Source organism: uncultured Pseudoteredinibacter sp., assembly GCF_947502065.1.
GTDB lineage: Bacteria > Pseudomonadota > Gammaproteobacteria > Pseudomonadales > Cellvibrionaceae > Pseudoteredinibacter.
Genome location: NZ_CANMYE010000001.1, coordinates 1063666 through 1083942 on the forward strand (window position 1 = coordinate 1063666; position 20277 = coordinate 1083942).

A 20277-nucleotide genomic window follows, 5' to 3' on the forward strand; every position below is an offset into this window, starting at 1 on the left:
GGGTGTAAAAGACTCCGGCAATAGCACGGCACTAGATTGCGATCTAGTGGGGTAAATGGCAAGGCAGGAGCACGGGTGGCGTTTCTTAAGGCGCCAATGTACCCAGCTTATGCACACTCATTCAGGAAAACCGTCTCAAGGGGGCGGGAACCAAGTCGGGAAGAGGGGATACACCTAACAATAATCGGATGTAGTGGATCTTCGATACTAAGCGGATACAAAAAAGTGGCGAAATTATACGCGCTTTGGCATTAGTCACCAAGCAAAATATCACTTTGAGTCAATATTAACTGAATAGTAGTCGCGTAGAGGCGGCTTTACGCATCATTAGGGCTGATTTATAGGCTCAAATGCTGGCAGCTAAAAGGCGATTGGTCAAAGTCTATCAATCATGGTTTATCGATATAGATAAAATAACGTGAGTGTTCTGATTTCGATTGTGTACTGAATTTTCGCTCGCCGTTGACAGGACTATCTGATTTGAATAATAACTGATCCAAGTTATACCACTGTTTCAGCTTAATGCTTTGAGATCTCTTAAATTGTTCCAACCATTGTTGGGAGCTCTCGTCCCAATAGTGCTGGGATACTCTAAGTGTTGGGCCCGAACTCTCCTTGGCAAATAGGGTAAAACCAAAACTCACAGGGTTCTTCAGCTCTGTTTCGATGGCGAGCCACTGCTCGTTCTGCTTCGGTAGTTTTCTACTTAGGGCAGAGCGTTCTTCATTATAGGCTGTTCTGTGCGTAGCTATTTTGTTTTTAATACTATTCTGATCTTGCTTTTGAGCGATATGCACATTACTTGCTTGTATTGTCTGCTGTGACAGCCCCTTAGGCGACTGATGCCAGCTGCGGGGGCTTATAAGGACTTCTTGTCCTGGGCTCAGGGCTAAACTTAGGCCCTTGTAACGACCGTTGCTTTTGTCTGTGCTTATAGTTTTGTGTCTGACTTGGCTATGTTTGCCTTGCGCTGCGGCTTTGAGCTGTTTGTTTGGGTGTTTGCCATAATAGAGTCTCATGGTATAGCCGCTCGATTGAGCTTCATGCTTACGTAACCATTGTTGCAACTGCTTGCATTGTTGCGGGGGGAGTTGAGCATCAACTTGGCCGTTTAACACCAAGATGAATTGCTCAGAAGATGTAGGCCACTGTTCGAGGGCCTGTCTGGCAGTATTGTCATCCCAATTGCTGAGTGAATAGTGGCAGCTTAAGCTGGAGTTTGAGAGCGCAGGGCTGGCAAGTATTATTCCGAAGCCCGCCGCTAGAAAAACTCTTTTGAATGCTCTTGTAAAACGTCGGATGAGACAAACATGATTATTCACAGTGTTTGAGCCTACTTGCCTGAGGGAAGGTGTTGCCATAATAACAGAAGTTCTAGGGTTGTTTTTTTGACGCTTGCGGCAGGTGAGTTTGTTTTGTTGGTCTAGTGTCAATAATGCGCTTTCAAGCTTATAGTTGAGTAGCCTTTAATCGGCCACTTAGCGAATTGGCGACCTTTCATCTCGAATAAAGGGATTTGCAGCAGAAGTCTTTGCATAATTTTAAGGTAAATAGGCTTGAGGGCTTTGTGATGCCTGGAATCAATGACTTTGGTGGTTTCTCTCCAAGTTTTAGCAGTAATAATCGCGAGCTGAACGATAGCTTTCGTCAGCTTAGTAGTGGAAGCCGCATTAACTCTGCAGCTGATGACGCGGCGGGCCTTGCTCAAGATACCCGTTTTGACTCTCAGATAAGAGAGAATACCGTGCTTAGCCGAAATCTTGGCGATCAAATTGGTCTCAATCAAATATCAGAGGGCTATTTAAAAGGCGCTCTTGAAGGTGTTGCTCGTGCCCGTGAGCTGGTATTGCAGGCAGGAAACGGCACCAGCGATGCGGCCTCTTTGCAGCCAGAGGCCGATAATATTGTTGAGACCGTTAACGATCTGGCGGCACAGGGCTTTGGTACTGAAGCGGAGGCTGAGGCGTTTCTTTCAGAGCTCAATTTATCAGGTTCAGTGGAAGATAATTTAACAGCGCTCGATGATCTACAAGGGCGTTTGTTGGAGAGGGCTTCGGATCTCGGGGCGCAAAGTAATGGCTTAGAGGCGCGAGTTAATAATTACGAGGTCAGTAGTATAAATCTGTCTGCCGCTAAAAGCCGCCTTTCCGATACGGATTATGCTCAGGCTGTAAGTGAAAAAAGTAAGCAACAGACTTTGCAGCAAGTGCAGATAACCCTGCAAAAAGAAAAGAACGAGCAGGCTGGGGCAATTATCGATCAGCTCATCTAGGCTGATCGGTAGAAGTCAAAAAAAGGCATTAATCGTTTTTTTGATAGACCATATTGCGGTGCGGGATGCCCGCGTCCATAAATTCTGGCCCTTCAGCAACAAAGCCGTAGCGTGCATAAAAACCAATCGCTTGTGTCTGGGCGTGTAGGAAAATATCGCTATACTCTTTTGCTAAGGCGTATTCGACGGCCGCTAATAGTAACTTTGCACCTAGACCTGTGCCGCGCTCTGATTGTAGTACTGCCATGCGTCCAATTTGCCCGCCTGGCAACAAGCGAGAAGTGCCTACCGCTTTCCCTGTTTCATTGGTCGCTAAAAAGTGCACGCAATGCGGATCTTTAGGATCAATTTCTTCGTGCTCTGGTACGCCTTGCTCGTCAATAAAAACCTCGCGACGTATCGCCATAAGTTGTGCTTGTGCATCGGCCCAGTTAACTTTCGATATTTTTATACTCATGGCGTGTTCCGCTTAGTAGTCGTCCTGATCTTCGAAATAGGCAGTAAGGCTTATTAGCTGTTGTATAAAGCTAAGTCCCGCTTCATCTTTTTCGAATTGTCTGATCACATCTTGGCAGACTAGTGTATCTTGTTCGCAAATATCAATGGCAACTTGCACAGGGCAGTGTAGCTGTTCGCCATTTACAAAAAGTTCAGCGCTACCGTCTTGCTTGCGGAAAAATAGACAGCGCGTTTCGCTGGCTTTAATCAGGTACTCTGGAAGCTCGCACGGAGGCTCAGCTAGGCCTGCTTCATTGCAATATTTGGTTTCGCTTAACATGCGACCAAACCATTGGGCAATTTCTTCAGGAGAGCTTTTAAGGCGTTCTAGCAAAATATCTTGTACGCGCTTTATATCTTCACTCAGCAGTTCGTGACTGTGCGCACGAGTTTTGATGCTCGGGTCCTGATAGCGTTGAAACTCACTGAAACTCTCGGCCAGAGATTGAAAGTGCTCTTCGACGAGCTGTGCTTGACTAGGCGCCCGAAAACCCACGGAATAGGTAATGCAATCACCTTGGGCGATTCCCCAGTGTGCCACTTTAGGCGGCAAATAGAGGATATCTCCGGGTTCTAAGACATGGCTTTCTAGGCATTGAAATTCTTGTAGGATATTCAATGGGGTTCCGGCAAGTTGCGCAGAATCTTCATTGCAACTTTGGCCGATTTGCCAGTGACGTTTTCCGTAACCCTGTAATAGAAATACATCGTAATGATCGTAATGTGGTCCTACGCTGCCGCCATCAACCGCAAAGCTTGCCATAACATCATCAAGGCGCCAGTCGGGTAAAAACTGAAATTTTTCGCGTAAATCCTTGAGCTCTGGAATGTACAAATCTAGGGCTTGTAGTAGCAGTGTCCAGTTGCGATCCGGCAGCTCTTGGTAAAGGGTTTCTTCAAAAGGCCCTTTGAGCAATTGCCAGGGTTTGTCTTGATGGCTCTCAAGCACAATCCTCGACTCTATCTCTTCCTCAAGACTAAGACCGGCCATTTCATCTGGACTAAGAGGTGTTTCAAAGCCGGGCAAAGCCTGGCGTATCAGTAGAGGTTTTTGTTGCCAGTACTCACTGAGAAACTGTTCTACTGAAATGTCGCCAAGCTGGCTGAGTTTATGGCTCATTATTTGCCCGTCTAATAGTTTGCTAAGCGATTAAATATCTTCAGCTTGGCTGATAGCATTGCCGATATAGTTACTAGGCGTTAGCTCACGCATGGCTGCTTTTGCTTCTTCAGGTACATCCAGGGTTTCTACAAAAGCCTGAATGGTATCTTGGTTGATAGCTTGGCCGCGGGTCAAGTCCTTAAGCTTTTCATAGGCACCTTCGACGTTATAGCGACGCATGATGGTTTGAATAGGCTCGGCTAATACTTCCCAGCTATTGTCTAAGTCTTCTGCTAAGCGAGCAGTGTTTAACTCTAGTTTACCCATGCCTTTTAAGGTGGAAGCATAAGCAATGGCGCTATAGGCGAAGCCAACACCCATATTGCGTAGCACGGTAGAGTCGGTTAAATCGCGCTGCCAGCGTGAAACGGGCAGTTTTGCCGCCATATGTTGGAAGACCGCATTGGCTAAGCCCAAATTACCTTCAGAGTTTTCGAAATCGATCGGGTTTACTTTGTGGGGCATGGTTGAAGAGCCAATTTCACCAGCAATGGTTTTTTGCTTAAAGTAGCCCCAAGCAATATAGCCCCAGATGTCACGATCGAAGTCGAGCAAAATGGTGTTGTAGCGAGCGATGGCATCAAATAACTCAGCAATGTAATCGTGCGGTTCGATTTGCGTGGTGTACGGGTTCCAGCTAAGTCCTAAGCTTTCAACAAAGGTTTGCGCGTTTGCTTGCCAGTCCACATCAGGGTATGCGCTCATGTGGGCATTGTAATTACCCACGGCACCATTAATTTTGCCCAGTAACTCTACGGATTTTACTTGCTGGATTTGACGGCCAAGGCGAGCTGCTACGTTAGCCATCTCTTTACCGACTGTGGTTGGAGAGGCGGTTTGACCGTGGGTGCGTGATAGCATCGGTACGCTGGCAAAATCTTTTGCCATTTGTGCGATGCCATCATAAATTTCTTGCATCTGCTGCGCTAAAACCTCGCGGCCTTGCTTGAGCATTAGTGCGTGAGAGAGGTTGTTAATGTCCTCTGAGGTACAGGCAAAATGCACAAACTCATTGATCGCTAGCAACTCATCATTACCGCTGAACTGTTCTTTAATGAAGTATTCAACCGCTTTTACATCATGGTTGGTGGTGCGCTCAATTTCTTTAATACGAGTAGCATGCTCCTCGTTAAAGTCGCTTACCAAGCTATTAAGCAGAGCGTTGCTGGCCTCACTGAAGGGTTTCACTTCGGGAATTTGTGGGTGCTCTGATAAACGTTGCAGCCAGCGTACTTCAACTTCCACACGGGCGTGGATTAGACCGAATTCGCTGAAAATGTTGCGATAATCGCTGGTTTTGCTGCCGTAACGACCATCAATAGGGGATACAGCATTCAGAGAGGTAAGGCTCATAGCAGGGGCTCACAGTTTTCTGGCAAGGTTGGGGTCAAGGTATTAGCTAGTAGCTAGCTTCGGGCTCTTTATGGGCGCGCCAAGACCGATAATTTAAGCTGCGGCATTCTACCTGAAATACCGCCTGAATTTAATGGTTTCGTCGCTCTAGAAGGTAAACGTCGTTGCGTTAATTGATTTCTTGCAGCCAGTTCTCAGCCGCTCGCAGTAAACGTTTACGGTGAAAAAGGATGTCCAGTCGACTACCGCCTACTTGGCGCCATAGTGTGGCACTGCGAATGCCAGCAAGTAATAGCGCTCTAACTTGCTCGGCGATGCGTTGCTGCTGCAGGTAGCTAGCGTCTCCCATCACCTGAATCCGAAACTTGTAGCGGCTAATGCTTTCACTGTAAGCGCTGGCGATATTGGCGATAACGCTATCGTGGGTGACATTGTCAAAATGCTCAGCTTGGCGCTGGCTTTGTGCCAATCGCTCAGCAATGAAGCTCAATGATTGTGTATCTTTGTTGAGCTTTTTCTGTAGATGGAGTACGCCCATGACGTAGCGCATGGTATTGGGGTGCTCTTTGTCAGGCCGGTTATCTAGCAGTTGGGCCATGATTCGAAGCCCCATATCTAACCCGTTGGGGCCGCCATAGACCGCCTCGGTACTATTGGGGTTCTGTTCGAATAAGCTAGCAATTGCGCATTGATAGGGTTCGCTTGGCAAATAGCCACTGCGGGCGATTTGGTCAACTAGGGCGGTACTTTGAAATACTCCGGCCAGCGCTAAACTTATATCTTGCCAATTCTTTGCCATAGAAATCTAGAAACTTAATGAGTCGCTTGTTCAAGCTCGCTATAGGGGTGATCAAAGGCTTGATCGATTACCGCACCGCCTAGGCATATTTCACCTTGGTAAAACACGATGGATTGCCCTGGGGTTACGGCGCGTTGAGGGGCGGCAAAATTAACCAACAGCTCGCCGTCAGCACCGGCTTTTACCCAGCACTCTTGGTCAGCTTGGCGATAGCGTATTTTGGCTTGCCCGTGGAAGGTGGCGCCATTAGCGCAAGGGTTGTCGCCTATCCAGTGGCACTGGCTCGCTTTTAGAGAGTGCTTGTACAGGCGAGGGTGGTCACTTCCTTGGGCGACCAGTAAAACATTTCTTTCCAAGTCTTTGTCGACAACATACCAAGGCGCTTCGGCTTGACCCTTAACCCCGCCAATGCCTAAGCCTTGGCGCTGGCCGATGGTGTGGTACATCAAGCCGCTGTGCTGACCCAGCTCATTAGCATCGAGATCTTCGATTACACCTGGCTGGGCGGGTAGGTATTGAGCTAGAAAGTCTTTGAATCGACGCTCACCAATAAAACAGATACCGGTGCTGTCTTTTTTATTATGGGTAATGAGCCCATGTTCTTCGGCGAGGGCTCTAACCTCGGGCTTTTCTAGCTCGCCAACAGGGAATAGCGATTTGGCAAATTCAGCCTCGCTTACCGCGTGCAAGAAATAGCTTTGATCTTTGTTGTTGTCGAGACCTTTGGCTAAATAGGTTCGGTCGTCCTGGTCGACGCGCTTTACATAATGACCGGTGGCAATGTAATCCGCACCAAGCAGTTCGGCATAGTCTAGAAAGACTTTGAACTTAATTTCGCGGTTGCAGAGTATGTCGGGATTTGGGGTGCGCCCGGCCTTATATTCGGCTAAAAAGTGTTCAAACACATTATCCCAGTATTCGGCGGCAAAATTGGCACTGTGTAGCTTTATGCCCAGTTTCTTGCAGACCGCTTCGGCGTCAGCCAGGTCGTCCTTCGCCGTACAATATTCGCTGCCGTCATCTTCGTCCCAATTTTTCATAAACAAGCCTTCAACCTGGTAACCGGCCTGGATCAACAAAAGGGCTGAGACAGAGGAGTCTACACCGCCGGACATGCCGACAATGACTTTGGTTTGGGCGTTGGGCTTGCTGTTTGGGCTCATGGGGGGCTGCTGTATGACAAGTGACATCTTTCAAATAGGGGGCGCATTCTACTGCTGCATAGCTAAACTGTCCAACCGCTGGGGTGGCCCTTACATGCCTTTACTCTTGGTTTGTGCGCATTTCAGCTGACAGGGGCTATATAGGTTTGGGCCATTTCAAGGGGGTAAAGTTTGTTTTCCCTAAACTGCAGAATATCGCGATAAACCAACGGACTGGCCAGCCGGTCTTTTGCTTGTTCAATTTCATCAATTGTTAGCCAAACCGCTTCGACTATGCCTTGGTCAAGCTTGAGTTCGGGGTTAAAGCCCATAGCGCGAGCTGCAAAGCTATGGCGTACATAGGTAACACCGTTACTGGGTGCGCGATATAGGCTCACACCAAGGTAGGATTTGATTTGAACATTCCAAGCCGTTTCTTCGAGTGTTTCTCTCTGGGCGGCTTCAATGAGTGACTCGCCAGCCTCTAAGTGACCTGCCGGCTGGTTGTAAAGCAGGCGTCCGTTGCGCTCTTCGAGTACCAGTAGATAGCGTTGTTGCCTTTCAACCACAGTCGCTACGGTGCAGTGTGGTGCATTTGTGCTCATATTTTAATTTTTTGTAGTTTTTTGACAAAATGATTCGGCAAGTATTGGCCTTTGATCATAATACTCTTATGAATCGAATCAGGCTTCAACGCTTTTTACTGCTTTGGCGCTTGTTTTTGGCATGCTGTTTTGTATTGCTGCGGCCATTGTTTCTGTAGGCTGCGCGGCTATTTGCCTTGCGCTTGCCGTTATCGTCGGGCTTGGGTAAATGAACCTCATCAAGCTGGTATTGACCAGGTTGTAGATCCGACAGTTTCCAGTGGCCGATAGCAGCCCGAACTAAGCGCAGCGTAGGGTGCCCAACTGCTGCCGTCATACGCCTGACTTGACGATTTCGACCTTCACTAATGCTAATCTCAAGCCATTGTGTAGGCTGGTCTTTACGCTCTCGAATTGGTGGTATTCTCGGCCATAAACCTTTTGGTTCAGCAATTGCTTTGACTTTTGCTGGCCGTGTGGGGCCGTCATTGAGGGTGATGCCATCGCGGAGCTGTTGGAGCTGCTCTTGGGCAGGTATACCTTCAACTTGTACCCAGTAGGTCTTTTCCAGTTTTTGCTTGGGGTGGCTAATGCGGTGTTGCAGTTGGCCATCGTCGGTAAGTAGCAGTAAGCCTTCTGAATCGCGGTCTAGTCGTCCGGCGGGGTAGAAGCCTTTAAAGGCGGCTAAATGCTCCATTAGAGTGGGGCGTTGATCCTTATCAGTAAACTGACTTAGGACGTTATAGGGTTTATTAAATAGGATGATTTGTGCCATGGAATCGCTTATTTAGACTATTGTTGTAATTTTACCACCTATACCTGAGGGCTGTCCGGTGTTATTATCGCGCCCGCAAAAATCGCTCACCCATAAAGCAATACTTAATGTCCAGCGGTTGGTGGCCTTGCTCAGCAAGTGAATTTTTACCAAGAATCGACACCAGCTATATAAGGACGCTAGGGAGATACAATGTCCGAAACACCTAAAATTATCTACACCCTTACTGATGAGGCGCCTGCGTTGGCGACTTATTCCCTTCTACCTATCGTACAGGCTTTCGCAGAAAAGGCTGGCGTAGAAGTAGAAACTCGCGACATTTCACTGGCCGGTCGCATTATCGCTACCATGTCAGATTACCTACCTGCGAAATTGCGCCAAAATGATGCCTTGGCAGAGCTGGGCGATCTAGCTGAAACCGCAGAGGCCAATATTGTAAAGTTGCCTAATATTTCAGCATCTATCCCACAGTTAACCGCGGCTATTAAAGAGCTTCAGGTTAAGGGTTACCCATTACCAGACTACCCTGAAGAGCCGGCCGATGCTGAGCAAGAAAAAATTAAGTCTTTGTACGACAAAGTAAAAGGTAGTGCAGTAAACCCAGTGCTACGTGAAGGTAACTCTGACCGTCGTGCGGCAGCGTCTGTTAAGGCTTATGCTAAAAAGAACAGTCATCGCATGGGTAAGTGGACCGCCGATTCAAAATCTCACGTTGCCCATATGAGCCATGGTGACTTCTACGGCAGCGAAAAGTCCCATGTGTCTGAATTTAAAGGCAATGTTGTCATCAAATATGTTGGTGATGATGGCATTGTAAAAGTCCTGCGTAAGAAAACGCCAGTTTTGGTGGGTGAGGTCCTAGATTGTGCGGTTATGAATCGCCAGGCTTTGCGTGCCTTCTTGGCAGGTCAGATTGAAGAAGCTAAGCAAGATGAGATTCTGCTGTCTTTGCACCTTAAAGCAACCATGATGAAGGTTTCTGACCCAATCATGTTTGGCCATATGGTTCATGAGTTTTATCAGCCGGTCTTTGATAAATATGAAACTTTGTTGGAGAACTTGGGTGTAGATCCAAATAACGGTATTGGTGACCTTTACAACAAGATCAAAGACTTGCGTCCTCATCAGCAAGAAGCTATTCGAGCTGATATCGAAGCTTTGTACAAGAATCGTCCAGAATTGGCTATGGTGAATTCTGACAAGGGCATCACTAACTTGCATGTACCTAGTGACATCATTGTCGATGCTTCTATGCCTGCCATGATTCGTGATTCAGGTAAAATGTGGGGCCCTGACGGTGAGTTGCACGATACTAAGGCGGTTATCCCTGATCGTTGTTATGCCGGTGTTTATCAGTCAGTAATTGAAGATTGTAAGGCCAATGGTGCTTTTGATCCTTCAACTATGGGTAGCGTGTCAAACGTTGGTTTGATGGCTAAAAAAGCTGAAGAATATGGCTCTCACAACAAAACTTTCCTCGCGCCAGGTCGCGGTCGCATCATGGTTGTTGATCCTAAGGGCAATATCCTGATGGAGCAGGAAGTAGAGCAGGGCGACATCTTCCGTATGTGTAAGGTGAAAGACGCCCCAATTCGTGATTGGGTTAAGTTGGCAGTTAATCGTGCCCGTGCTAGTGGCAGCCCAGCTGTATTCTGGTTGGATGAAAACAGAGCCCATGACAGTAACTTGATTGCTAAGGTCAATAAGTATCTGGAAGAGCATGACACCAATGGCCTGGCCATTCATATCATGTCTCCAGTTGACGCCACTAAGTTCTCTTTAGAGCGTATTCGTCGCGGTGAAGATACTATTTCTGTGACAGGTAACGTATTGCGTGACTACCTAACGGACCTGTACCCAATTCTAGAGCTTGGCACCAGTGCCAAGATGCTGTCTATCGTGCCGTTGATGAATGGTGGTGGTTTGTTTGAAACGGGTGCCGGCGGTTCAGCGCCTAAGCACGTTCAGCAGTTTGTTGAAGAGGGGCATTTGCGTTGGGATTCGCTAGGTGAATTCTTAGCCTTATCCGAGTCTTTTGCCCACTTGGCGCATGCCTTTGACATGAAAAAAGCTCAGGTTTTGGCCGACACTTTGGATAAGGCGAATGGTGTATTCTTGGATGAGAATAAGTCTCCATCTCGTAAGGTTAAAGAGTTGGATAACCGTGGCAGCCATTTCTACCTATGTATGTACTGGGCGCAAGCTTTGGCTGAGCAAACTGAGGATGCCGAGCTGCAGGCTGCATTTGCACCTTTGGCTAAGACCTTATCTGATAATGAGGCGGCCATAGTGGCGCAGCTAAATGACATTCAAGGTGATGAAATTGACTTGGGTGGCTACTTCCGTATGGATGATGATAAGGCTTCCGCAGCAATGCGTCCAAGTGAGTTGTTTAATAATGCTTTAGCGGCCCTTTAAGTTTAGGCTGTTTGTTAAAAAGGGGCTTCGGCCCCTTTTTTTGTGAGCGCTGAAAGCGTCGTGTGTATCGCGGGTGTTGGTTTAATTCTGAAATTTTTGGAGCTATTGACTTGCATTAGTGGATGAATGAAAGGTGTAAGAGTACGGTTCCCTGCTGCTAAGCCGGGAGGGATTGGACATAAGCTGGCGGCGAGCGCTACCAGCTTGTCACTGGTTTAAGCTTCCTGCAGATTCTCTTCAGTATTACTTTGGCTAGATTTACTGCTTTCGGCTAATCGTATATTGATGGCATGCATTCCTTTATCGCCTTTGGCGGTATCAAAAGTAACCGCTTGTCCAGCTTTCAAGGTGCGATACCCATCCATATCAATGGCTGAATAGTGTGCAAATAAATCACCGGAACCTTCGTCCGGCAAAATAAACCCATAACCCTTGGCGTTATTAAACCATTTCACGGTACCCGTAGACATGGCGTATTTCCCTTAACTGTCGTTTTATTATAAATAGTTGTTGAACATCCGTTTCAAGAGAGGGGCTCATTATGAGGCTTTTAATTTAAACTTCTTAATGAGTTTTAAATTAAACTTCAAGTTATTCCGTTATAAATACGCTCCCCACTCTAGGCTAGTTATAACAATTGAGTGTGAGAAGTCAAGACAATTGGCATCGGATATAACTGCAGGATGGGTTACAATAGAAATATTAGTTGGAATACGTCTAAAGAAAGTAATTAATTATTATGATTGAAAGAATTTATCCAGATATTCAGTTGTCGTCTCATGATTCGGACGATGATTTACACTGGAATGGTGGTACGGTGCTTGAGAGAGCGAAGCCGAAGCTGAAAAAGCCGCCTATGTATAAAGTGATCATGCTAAACGACGACTATACCCCTATGGATTTCGTGGTTGAAGTATTGTGTAGCTTTTTTCGCCTCGACCCTGAGAGCGCTACTCGAGTGATGCTTAAGGTTCATACAGAGGGCAGTGCAGTGTGTGGGGTTTATACTCGAGATATTGCGGAAACGAAAGCCGCGCAGGCCAATCAGTTCGCACAAGATAGCGAACACCCTTTGTGGTGTGAAATAGAGCCTGATGATGAAGACGATGAGGAAGATAACTCTTAAGCATTTCTAAAGTTACTTTTGGCAATGTGACCTTGTAAGTGCCAAATTTATGCTTACGCAAATGTTGAAAGCTTCGACCGTTTGTCTTAAGTTGGAATACAGATGGTGAAACTGAACTTTTGGTTTATTAAAAAATGAAATTAAAGGCAGTTAAATGACTTGCCTATTATAAAGAACCAGGTTGTCTTAGTGTTTGGGAACTGGCCTAAACTCTAAAGGTGTTTTGCTACTTTTGAATGGTGCAGTGGAAAGGGTGCCCGAAGGATTTTAAGGGTATTAAATGCTAACAATATGGCGATAAGCTGAGTTAGCACTCTGGCTGTACTTTGATGGAGCATTGTGATGCTTAGTAAAGAATTAGAATCAACATTGAATACCGCCTTTAAAGGTGCAAGAAACAAACGCCACGAGTTTATGACGGTAGAGCATTTGCTGCTTGCGCTAATTGATAACGAATCGGCGGCGGCCGTTTTGATGGCCTGTGGTGCCGACTTGGAGGCACTTAAAAAAGATCTTGTCGAATTTGTTGACTCGACGACACCGTTAATCCCAGAGAATGATGAAGAGCGCGAAACGCAGCCGACTTTGGGATTTCAGCGGGTGCTGCAACGTGCTGTTTTTCACGTCCAATCTTCAGGCAACGATGAAGTCACCGGTGCCAATGTTTTAGTCGCCATTTTTAGCGAGCAAGAAAGCCAAGCCGTATATTATTTAAAGCAACAAAATATCGCGCGTATCGATGTCGTAAACTATATCACTCACGGCATATCGAAAATGGCGGGTCAATCCATGGAGAGTGAGCAGGGGCAAAGTTCAGAAGAGGGGGAATCTGATGGGGCAACAAGCAGTCCCCTGGAGTCTTATGCCAGTAATCTAAACGAGAATGCTAAAGCTGGAAAAATTGACCCCTTGGTTGGTAGGGCTGAAGAGCTTGAGCGCGTTGCCCAAATTCTTTCGCGGCGCCGTAAAAACAATCCTTTGCTGGTGGGGGAATCTGGGGTTGGTAAAACGGCAATCGCCGAAGGTTTAGCAAAGCGTATCGTAGATGGCGAAGTTCCAGATGTGTTGGCCGACAGTGTTGTTTATTCTCTAGATCTCGGTGCGCTTTTGGCCGGCACAAAGTATCGCGGTGATTTCGAAAAGCGTCTAAAAGGTTTGTTGGCTGAATTAAAGCGACGCGAAGGCGCGATTTTGTTTATTGACGAGATTCATACCATTATCGGTGCTGGGGCAGCTTCGGGTGGCGTTATGGATGCATCGAATTTACTTAAGCCTTTGCTGAGCTCAGGCGAGCTCCGCTGTATGGGGTCGACTACTTTTACCGAATACCGTGGTATTTTTGAAAAAGATAGGGCGCTATCAAGACGCTTCCAAAAAGTTGATGTAAACGAGCCTTCTATTGATGAGACTTATAGAATCTTAAAAGGTTTAAAGCCTAGCTTTGAAGAACATCATGGCTTGCGTTATTCCGATAAGGCCTTGCTTACCGCTTCTAAGTTGGCGGCGCGATATATCTCAGATAAGTTCATGCCGGATAAGGCGATTGATGTTGTTGATGAGGCGGGTGCATTTCAACAATTGCAGCCAGAGAGTAAGCGCAAAAAGTTAATTGGTGTTGGTGATATCGAGTCGGTGATCGCTAAGATTGCGCGGGTCCCTCCTAAAACTATTTCTACTTCCGATAAAGCTCAACTGCAAGAGCTAGAAAAGAATCTAAAGCTTACTGTTTTTGGTCAAGATGAAGCTATCATGGATTTGGCTACAGCGATTAAGCTTTCACGCGCAGGGCTTGGTAGTCCTGATAAGCCCATTGGTTCTTTTTTGTTTGCTGGTCCCACTGGTGTCGGTAAAACGGAGTTGTGTCGGCAGCTGTCAAAGGCAATGGGTGTGGAGCTTATTCGTTTTGATATGTCGGAATATATGGAACGCCATACGGTTTCTCGCTTAATTGGTGCGCCTCCGGGTTATGTTGGTTTTGATCAGGGTGGCTTGTTAACAGAAGCTGTCACTAAGAATCCGCACAGTGTGGTTTTGCTAGATGAAATTGAAAAGGCACACCCTGAAGTCTTCAATTTATTGCTGCAGGTAATGGATCACGGCACTTTGACTGATAATAATGGCCGTAAAGCTGACTTTAGAAATGTTGTGTTAATCATGACAACCAATGCTGGTGCAGAAGATATGGGTCGAGCATCCATGGGCTTCACTAAGCAAGATCACACAACCGATGGAATGGAAGCCATTAAGAAATTGTTTACCCCTGAGTTTAGAAACCGATTGGATTCTATTATTCAGTTTGGCGCTTTGACTCTAGAAGTGATTAAAACCGTGGTTGATAAGTTTTTGGTTGAGCTGCAGGTTCAGTTAGATGAGAAGCGAGTTCAGCTAGAGGCAAGCGAAGAAGCTCGCCAATGGCTAGCGGAAAATGGTTATGATGAGAAGATGGGTGCTCGCCCAATGGCCCGCCTTATTCGAGAGAAAGTTAAGAAACCCCTGGCAGAAGCGATTTTGTTTGGGGGCCTTTCCCAAGCAGGTGGTACTGCCTTTCTTGAGTTGGATGGAGATCAGCTTAAAGTTCGCCTAGAAGAGGAAAGGGTGCAAGAGGTCAGTGAGTAAAATGGTGGTGCGTGGGGGTAGTGTCTGTTGAGACGCTACCAAAATGCAATGCTCGTTGATTTTGGTTTTCTGGCTATAAAAAAAGCCCATAAAAAAACTCCAGCGTAAAGGCTGGAGTTTTTTTATAAGTGATTTATTAGCGGGCGCGGTAAGTAATGCGGCCTTTGCTTAAATCGTATGGCGTAAGCTCAACTTTTACTTTATCGCCGGTCAAGATGCGAATGTAGTTTTTGCGCATTTTGCCTGAAATATGTGCGGTAACGACGTGCCCGTTTTCTAGCTCAACACGAAAAGTTGTGTTGGGTAGGGTATCGATTACGGTACCTTCTAACTCAATATTGTCTTCTTTTGCCATTCGGCCTTTTCCTCGATCTCTTCAAACGATGGGCTAGTAGGCAAGAGCCCCTAAAAAAGAAGGCGGCATTTTGCACTAAAACGTGGGATTATCCAAGAGCTTATTGAGTTTAAAGGGCTTATTCGACTAGATTTATTGCTTGCCAGCCGTTTTCATCGAGTAACTCAAGTGGCTGGTAATCGGTTTTGTAGTTCATTTTTCTACAGTCTTCTACCCAGTAACCTAGATATAGGTAGCGTAACCCCAGTTCTTTGCAGCGTTCAATTTGGCTGAGAATGCAAAAGCGGCCAAGGCTGCGCTGATCTAAATCTGGGTCGAAAAAGGTATAAACCGCTGAAATGTGATCATCCAGCTCATCGCTAACTGCAACGGCGATTACTTTACCGTTACTATCACTGAACTCATAAAATCGAGTGCTAGGATGGCCGCTGGCCAAAAAGCTAACGAATTGAGAGCGCGAAGGAGGGTACATATCGCCGCCGCGATGCCGTTGTTCGATGTAACGTTGGTATAGGGGGTAGTGGCGCTCAAGGCTAAGGCGATTTAGCACTTTCATGCTTATGTCGGTATTGCGCTTAAGGCAGCGTTTCTGGCTTCGATTTGGGCTAAATTGATGAACCGGTATACGTACGGAAACGCAGGCCTGGCAGTCGTCGCAATTCGGGCGATAGAAATGATTGCCGCTGCGCCGAAAGCCAAATTCCGATAGGCGTTGGTAGGAGTCAACATCTAGCGTCGCATCAGGATCAACAAATACAGTAGTTGCCGTTTTATCCTGCAAATAGCTGCATTGATGTGGTGGTGTGGCGTATAGGCGTATCTCAGACATAAAGCTTTGTTAACCTCAAACTTGCCCTCATTTAACCACACTGCTGCTGCCAACCCAACCAAGAAACTGACAGTTCGTCACCCCAAGTAGTAAAAGTGTCAAAATTCGGACAAATGGACACCGACTGGAAAGCTAGAGTTAGCTGGACGATGGACAAGCTTTCCTAATAGGGCTTCAAAGTCTCCACGCTCTAGTTCCACGCTTCCCAGGCTCGTTAAGTGTGGGTTGCTGACCTGGCAATCAATAAGCTCTATGCCCAGGGTTTTTGAGATTTGGCAAAGGCTGGCAAAAGCGAACTTAGAGGCATTGCTTTGTTTGCTAAACATCGATTCACCAAAAAAGACTGAGCCGATGTGCAATCCGTACAGGCCACCGACCAAAGTATCATCCTGCCAGGTCTCGACGCTGTGGGCATGTCCCAATTTGTGCAGTTGGAGATAGGCTTCCAGCATCTCATCGGTAATCCAAGTTCCTTCTTCATCGGCTCGGGGGGCGGCGCATTGTTCCATGACTTGAGCAAAAGCAGTGTTGCAACGTATTTGTTGCCCACTGCGGCGAATATGCTTGCGTAAACTCCGGGAAATGTGCTCTTCACCCGGGATGATTACAGCCCTAGGTGACGGCGACCACCACAGAATAGGCTGGCTATCATCAAACCAAGGAAAGATACCTTGGCGGTAGGCTGAAAGAAGCGTGTCTGGATCAAGTTCACCACCTGCTGCTAAGAGCCCGTTAGGATCTTCAAGTGCTTGGCTTGTTGGGGGGAACTGGCTACTGCCGGGCAGCAGCCAAGGAAGTTCGATCACGGTGGGTTTATTGCTCGTCTAGGAAGCGCTCAGCGTCAAGGGCGGCCATGCAGCCAGAGCCGGCCGAGGTGACGGCTTGGCGGTAAATGTGGTCTGCCACATCACCCGCAGCGAAGACGCCGGGTATGGAGGTTTGAGTGGCGTTTCCAGTCAAGCCGCTTTGAACCTTGATGTAGCCGCCAGCCATATCCAGTTGACCTTCAAAAATATCAGTGTTCGGCTTATGTCCGATGGCAATAAATACGCCAGCTACATCAATGTTTTGTTCTTGCTCGTCTGTGGTGCTTTTAAGTCTAAGACCGGTAACGCCACTGTCGTCGCCCAGAACTTCTTCAAGAGTGTGGTTCCACATCAAGGTTACGTTACCGTTCTTGGCTTTTTCTAATAAACGATCCTGCAGGATCTTTTCGCTGCGCAGGCTGTCGCGGCGATGGATTAAAACAACCTCTTTGGCGATATTGGATAAGTACAGAGCTTCTTCAACGGCCGTGTTTCCGCCACCTACAACGGCAACTTTCTGGTCGCGGTAGAAAAAGCCGTCACACGTTGCGCAGGCGCTTACACCACGCCCCATAAAGGTTTGTTCGGAATCAAGGCCTAAATATTGGGCAGAAGCACCCGTTGAAATGATTAGGGCATCACAACTGTAGGTATTGGTGCCTTTGAGAATAAATGGACGCTGATTTAACTGTGTTTCATGGATATGATCAAAAACAATGTCAGTTTCAAAGCGCTCAGCATGCTGCTGCATTTGTACCATTAAGTCTGGGCCTTGCAGCTCGGCAATGCCGCCTGGCCAGTTTTCCACTTCGGTAGTGGTGGTTAATTGACCACCTTGCTGCATGCCGGTGATCACAACCGGATTTAGATTGGCGCGGGCCGCATAAATGGCAGCCGTATAGCCAGCTGGGCCGGAGCCTAAAATGATCAATTTATGGTGTTGAATATCGCTCATGCTGCTTCCTAAATCTGAAACGGGAGGCCAGGCCGGTTTGGCGCTGAGTAAAAAGCGCTAATCATAGCGGCTTAAGGGAGCGAAGGCCAAATAGAAATCGCATATTATTAAGATAGTATTGCGCTATAAGCTTCTATTTAGCTCATGGCAAGGTGGCTTCCATATACTACTGTTCAAATATACAATCCTGCTTTGGATTTTACTTTGGAAGACCGTTTTGACTAAAGCCGTACAGCGTAGTGATCAAAATACCAGCAATGAGCCAATAGATGCTCAGCAGCGTTTGTTTCGACTGCTTAGAGAAGGTGCCTTAATCGGGCTGATTTTGCTCTGTGCCTTTTTACTGCTGTCTTTGTTTTCCTATAGCCCTGCCGACCCTGGCTGGTCTCGAACCGGTCTTGGTGATGAAATCAGTAACACTGGGGGGCCGACCGGAGCTTGGTTGGCGGATGTGTTTTTTACCTTGTTTGGCTACATTGCCTACGTATTTCCCATGCTGCTTTTGTATCGCATATGGAAGATCCTCAAAGATAAGCAACGTAATTTTGATTGGGTATTATTTTCTTTGCGCAGTGTTGGTCTGGCACTGGTTATGGCCGGTGGAACAGGTATCGCCGCGTTAAATTTCGCCTCGGATTTATCGGCCTTACCCTTTTCAAATGGCGGAATTTTAGGGGCTTCGGTTTCCGGTTCTGCCTTGGCTGCCTTTGGTTTTGTAGGTGCCACTTTATTAATGGTAGCTATTTTTCTTTTTGGTATGACTATATATGCGGATATTTCTTGGCTAAGCGTTATGGATGAAACAGGGCGTTTAACGATAAATGCCTACAGTAGGGCCCAAGAGAAATTCCAGCATTGGCAGGAAAATAGAATTCAGCAACAACAAGTTGAAGAGGTGGTGGAAAAAAGACGCCTAGCGGTTGCCGAAAGTATCAAGGTAGAAGCTGAAAGAGCGCCGCCTGTTATTAGCGAGCCCGTTAAAAAAGCTAAGCCTGTCAGCAAGCGTGTCGAAAAAGAACGACAGGTTCCATTGTTCGATGTTCCTGTAAGTGGTGAATTGCCGCCTCTCAATCTATTAGATCCAGCTGATCCACCAAGTGACAAGGGCTTTTCAAAAGAAAACTTAGAAGCTTTATCGCGCTTGCTTGAGCTTAAACTGAAAGATTTTAACATTGTTGCCGAAGTGGTTTCGGTTTTACCCGGGCCGGTAGTTACTCGTTTTGAGTTACAACCCGCACCAGGTGTAAAGGCCAGCCGCATTACCAATTTGGCCAAAGATCTGGCTCGTTCTTTGGCGGTCATCAGTGTTCGAGTGGTCGAAGTCATTCCAGGCAAATCCGTAGTAGGTATTGAAATACCTAATGAACATCGTGAAATGGTTCGTTTGCGAGAAGTGCTGGAAGCGCCAGCTTATGAAGATTCTCGCTCACCTTTAACGGTGGCTCTAGGCCATGATATTTCTGGTCAGGCCGTGGTGGCCGACATTGCTAAGATGCCGCACTTGCTGGTAGCCGGTACCACAGGTTCTGGTAAATCGGTGGGTGTAAACGTAATGCTCTTGAGTTTGCTTTACAAATCTACCCCCAAAGAGGTTCGCTTAATCTTAGTCGACCCAAAAATGTTGGAGCTTTCAATTTATGAAGGTATTCCGCATTTGTTGACTCCCGTTATTACCGATATGAACGATGCCTCCAATGGTTTGCGCTGGAGTGTCGGTGAAATGGAGCGCCGCTATAAACTGATGGCTGCCGTTGGTGTTAGAAACCTTGCAGGCTTTAATCGCAAAGTTGAAGAGGCGATTAAAGCGGGTGAACCAATGCCGGATCCACTATGGGTGCCCGAAGAGAATTTTGAAGCCGGCCACGAACAGGCTCCAGCGCCAACGCTTGAGCCTTTGCCAGCGATTGTGATTGTGATCGATGAATTTGCTGACATGATGATGATTGTGGGTAAAAAAGTTGAGCAATTGATTGCGCGTATTGCACAGAAAGCGCGAGCTGCTGGAATTCATTTGGTGCTTGCGACTCAGAGACCTTCTGTTGATGTTATTACCGGCTTAATTAAAGCCAACGTTCCTTCTCGCATGGCCTTCCAGGTATCTTCGAAGATTGATTCACGTACCATTCTTGATCAAGGCGGTGCGGAGCAGCTTTTAGGTCATGGTGATATGCTGTACTTGCCACCGGGCACTAGCGTACCTACCCGTGTGCACGGGGCATTTGTCGATGATCACGAGGTCCATAAAATTGTATCGGATTGGAAGCGTCGTGGTGAACCCGCTTATATCGACGGTGTCGTGGATGAGAGCACCAATGAAATACCGGTTCCTGGTTTAGCCACAGAAGGTGAAGAAGGCGGTGCAGATGAGGCTGACGCCTTATACGATGAAGCGGTTGCTTTTGTCACTGAGTCGCGCAAAGCTTCCATCTCCTCTGTTCAGCGTAAATTGCGTATTGGCTACAACCGTGCAGCGCGACTGATCGAAACCATGGAAGCTGCGGGGGTTATTAGTGCGGCAGGGCATAATGGTAGTCGCGAGGTATTGGCGCCGCCGCCACCAAAGCACTAAAGAGCTGAAATATTGATT

18 protein-coding genes are annotated in these 20277 nt (G+C 47.0%); 5 read left to right on the forward strand and 13 right to left on the reverse strand.

Annotated features, from left to right (window positions below):
* Positions 1-389: 389 nt before the first annotated feature.
* Positions 390-1322 carry a hypothetical protein gene (locus tag Q1A41_RS04410; protein ID WP_299975236.1) on the reverse strand — a complete coding sequence of 311 codons (933 nt, stop codon included), beginning with the start codon at positions 1320-1322 and terminating at the stop codon, positions 390-392.
* Between the two features lie 248 nt (positions 1323-1570).
* Here Q1A41_RS04410 and Q1A41_RS04415 point away from each other — a divergent pair, with 248 nt between their 5' ends.
* Positions 1571-2272: a flagellin gene (locus Q1A41_RS04415; protein WP_299975239.1), complete on the forward strand. Its 702-nt coding sequence runs from the start codon at positions 1571-1573 to the stop codon at positions 2270-2272.
* Positions 2273-2300: 28 nt separating this feature from the next.
* Here Q1A41_RS04415 and Q1A41_RS04420 read toward each other — a convergent pair whose 3' ends face one another.
* From Q1A41_RS04420 to Q1A41_RS04450, 7 genes are all read right to left on the reverse strand, one after another.
* A complete protein-coding gene (locus tag Q1A41_RS04420; RefSeq protein ID WP_299975242.1) occupies positions 2301-2729 on the reverse strand; it encodes a GNAT family N-acetyltransferase in 429 nt (142 codons plus the stop codon).
* 12 nt (positions 2730-2741) lie between these two features.
* A complete protein-coding gene (locus tag Q1A41_RS04425; protein ID WP_299975245.1) occupies positions 2742-3890 on the reverse strand; it encodes a cupin domain-containing protein in 1149 nt (382 codons plus the stop codon).
* 30 nt (positions 3891-3920) lie between these two features.
* Entirely contained in the window at positions 3921-5285 is a 1365-nt protein-coding gene (gene purB, locus Q1A41_RS04430) for an adenylosuccinate lyase (RefSeq protein ID WP_299975248.1), read from the reverse strand.
* Between the two features lie 169 nt (positions 5286-5454).
* Positions 5455-6084, reverse strand: a complete 630-nt coding sequence (gene hflD / locus Q1A41_RS04435; RefSeq protein ID WP_299975251.1) for a high frequency lysogenization protein HflD — start codon at positions 6082-6084, stop codon at positions 5455-5457.
* Positions 6085-6098: 14 nt separating this feature from the next.
* A complete protein-coding gene (gene mnmA / locus Q1A41_RS04440) occupies positions 6099-7247 on the reverse strand; it encodes a tRNA 2-thiouridine(34) synthase MnmA (protein ID WP_299975254.1) in 1149 nt (382 codons plus the stop codon).
* A gap of 122 nt (positions 7248-7369) precedes the next feature.
* Positions 7370-7831, reverse strand: a complete 462-nt coding sequence (locus tag Q1A41_RS04445) for an NUDIX hydrolase (protein WP_299975257.1) — start codon at positions 7829-7831, stop codon at positions 7370-7372.
* A gap of 85 nt (positions 7832-7916) precedes the next feature.
* Entirely contained in the window at positions 7917-8585 is a 669-nt protein-coding gene (locus Q1A41_RS04450) for a pseudouridine synthase (RefSeq protein WP_299975260.1), read from the reverse strand.
* 192 nt (positions 8586-8777) lie between these two features.
* Here Q1A41_RS04450 and Q1A41_RS04455 point away from each other — a divergent pair, with 192 nt between their 5' ends.
* Positions 8778-11003 (forward strand): NADP-dependent isocitrate dehydrogenase, encoded by a 2226-nt coding sequence (locus Q1A41_RS04455; RefSeq protein ID WP_299975263.1) that lies wholly within the window; start codon positions 8778-8780, stop codon positions 11001-11003.
* Positions 11004-11218: 215 nt separating this feature from the next.
* Here the strand turns inward: Q1A41_RS04455 and cspD are convergent, their stop codons facing one another.
* Positions 11219-11473 (reverse strand): cold shock domain-containing protein CspD, encoded by a 255-nt coding sequence (gene cspD, locus Q1A41_RS04460; protein WP_299975266.1) that lies wholly within the window; start codon positions 11471-11473, stop codon positions 11219-11221.
* A gap of 269 nt (positions 11474-11742) precedes the next feature.
* Here cspD and clpS point away from each other — a divergent pair, with 269 nt between their 5' ends.
* Positions 11743-12129 (forward strand): ATP-dependent Clp protease adapter ClpS, encoded by a 387-nt coding sequence (gene clpS, locus Q1A41_RS04465; RefSeq protein WP_299975269.1) that lies wholly within the window; start codon positions 11743-11745, stop codon positions 12127-12129.
* Between the two features lie 342 nt (positions 12130-12471).
* On the forward strand, positions 12472-14745 hold the full coding sequence (gene clpA / locus Q1A41_RS04470) for an ATP-dependent Clp protease ATP-binding subunit ClpA (RefSeq protein ID WP_299975272.1): 2274 nt from the start codon (positions 12472-12474) through the stop codon (positions 14743-14745).
* Between the two features lie 136 nt (positions 14746-14881).
* On the opposite strand, the gene infA is transcribed toward clpA, so the two are convergent.
* The 4 genes from infA to trxB form a co-directional block, all read right to left on the reverse strand.
* Complete coding sequence (gene infA / locus Q1A41_RS04475) at positions 14882-15100, reverse strand: translation initiation factor IF-1 (RefSeq protein ID WP_166844410.1); 219 nt, start codon at positions 15098-15100, stop codon at positions 14882-14884.
* Positions 15101-15218: 118 nt separating this feature from the next.
* On the reverse strand, positions 15219-15929 hold the full coding sequence (locus tag Q1A41_RS04480) for an arginyltransferase (RefSeq protein WP_299975274.1): 711 nt from the start codon (positions 15927-15929) through the stop codon (positions 15219-15221).
* A gap of 98 nt (positions 15930-16027) precedes the next feature.
* Positions 16028-16735, reverse strand: coding sequence for a leucyl/phenylalanyl-tRNA--protein transferase (gene aat / locus Q1A41_RS04485; protein ID WP_299975277.1), 708 nt, complete (start codon positions 16733-16735; stop codon positions 16028-16030).
* Between the two features lie 7 nt (positions 16736-16742).
* The gene (trxB, locus tag Q1A41_RS04490; protein ID WP_299975280.1) at positions 16743-17690 is read right to left on the reverse strand and encodes a thioredoxin-disulfide reductase; all 948 of its coding nucleotides are present in this window, start codon (positions 17688-17690) and stop codon (positions 16743-16745) included.
* A gap of 265 nt (positions 17691-17955) precedes the next feature.
* Between trxB and Q1A41_RS04495 the strand changes: the two genes are divergently transcribed.
* Positions 17956-20259: a DNA translocase FtsK gene (locus Q1A41_RS04495; RefSeq protein WP_299976159.1), complete on the forward strand. Its 2304-nt coding sequence runs from the start codon at positions 17956-17958 to the stop codon at positions 20257-20259.
* Positions 20260-20277 lie beyond the last annotated feature (18 nt).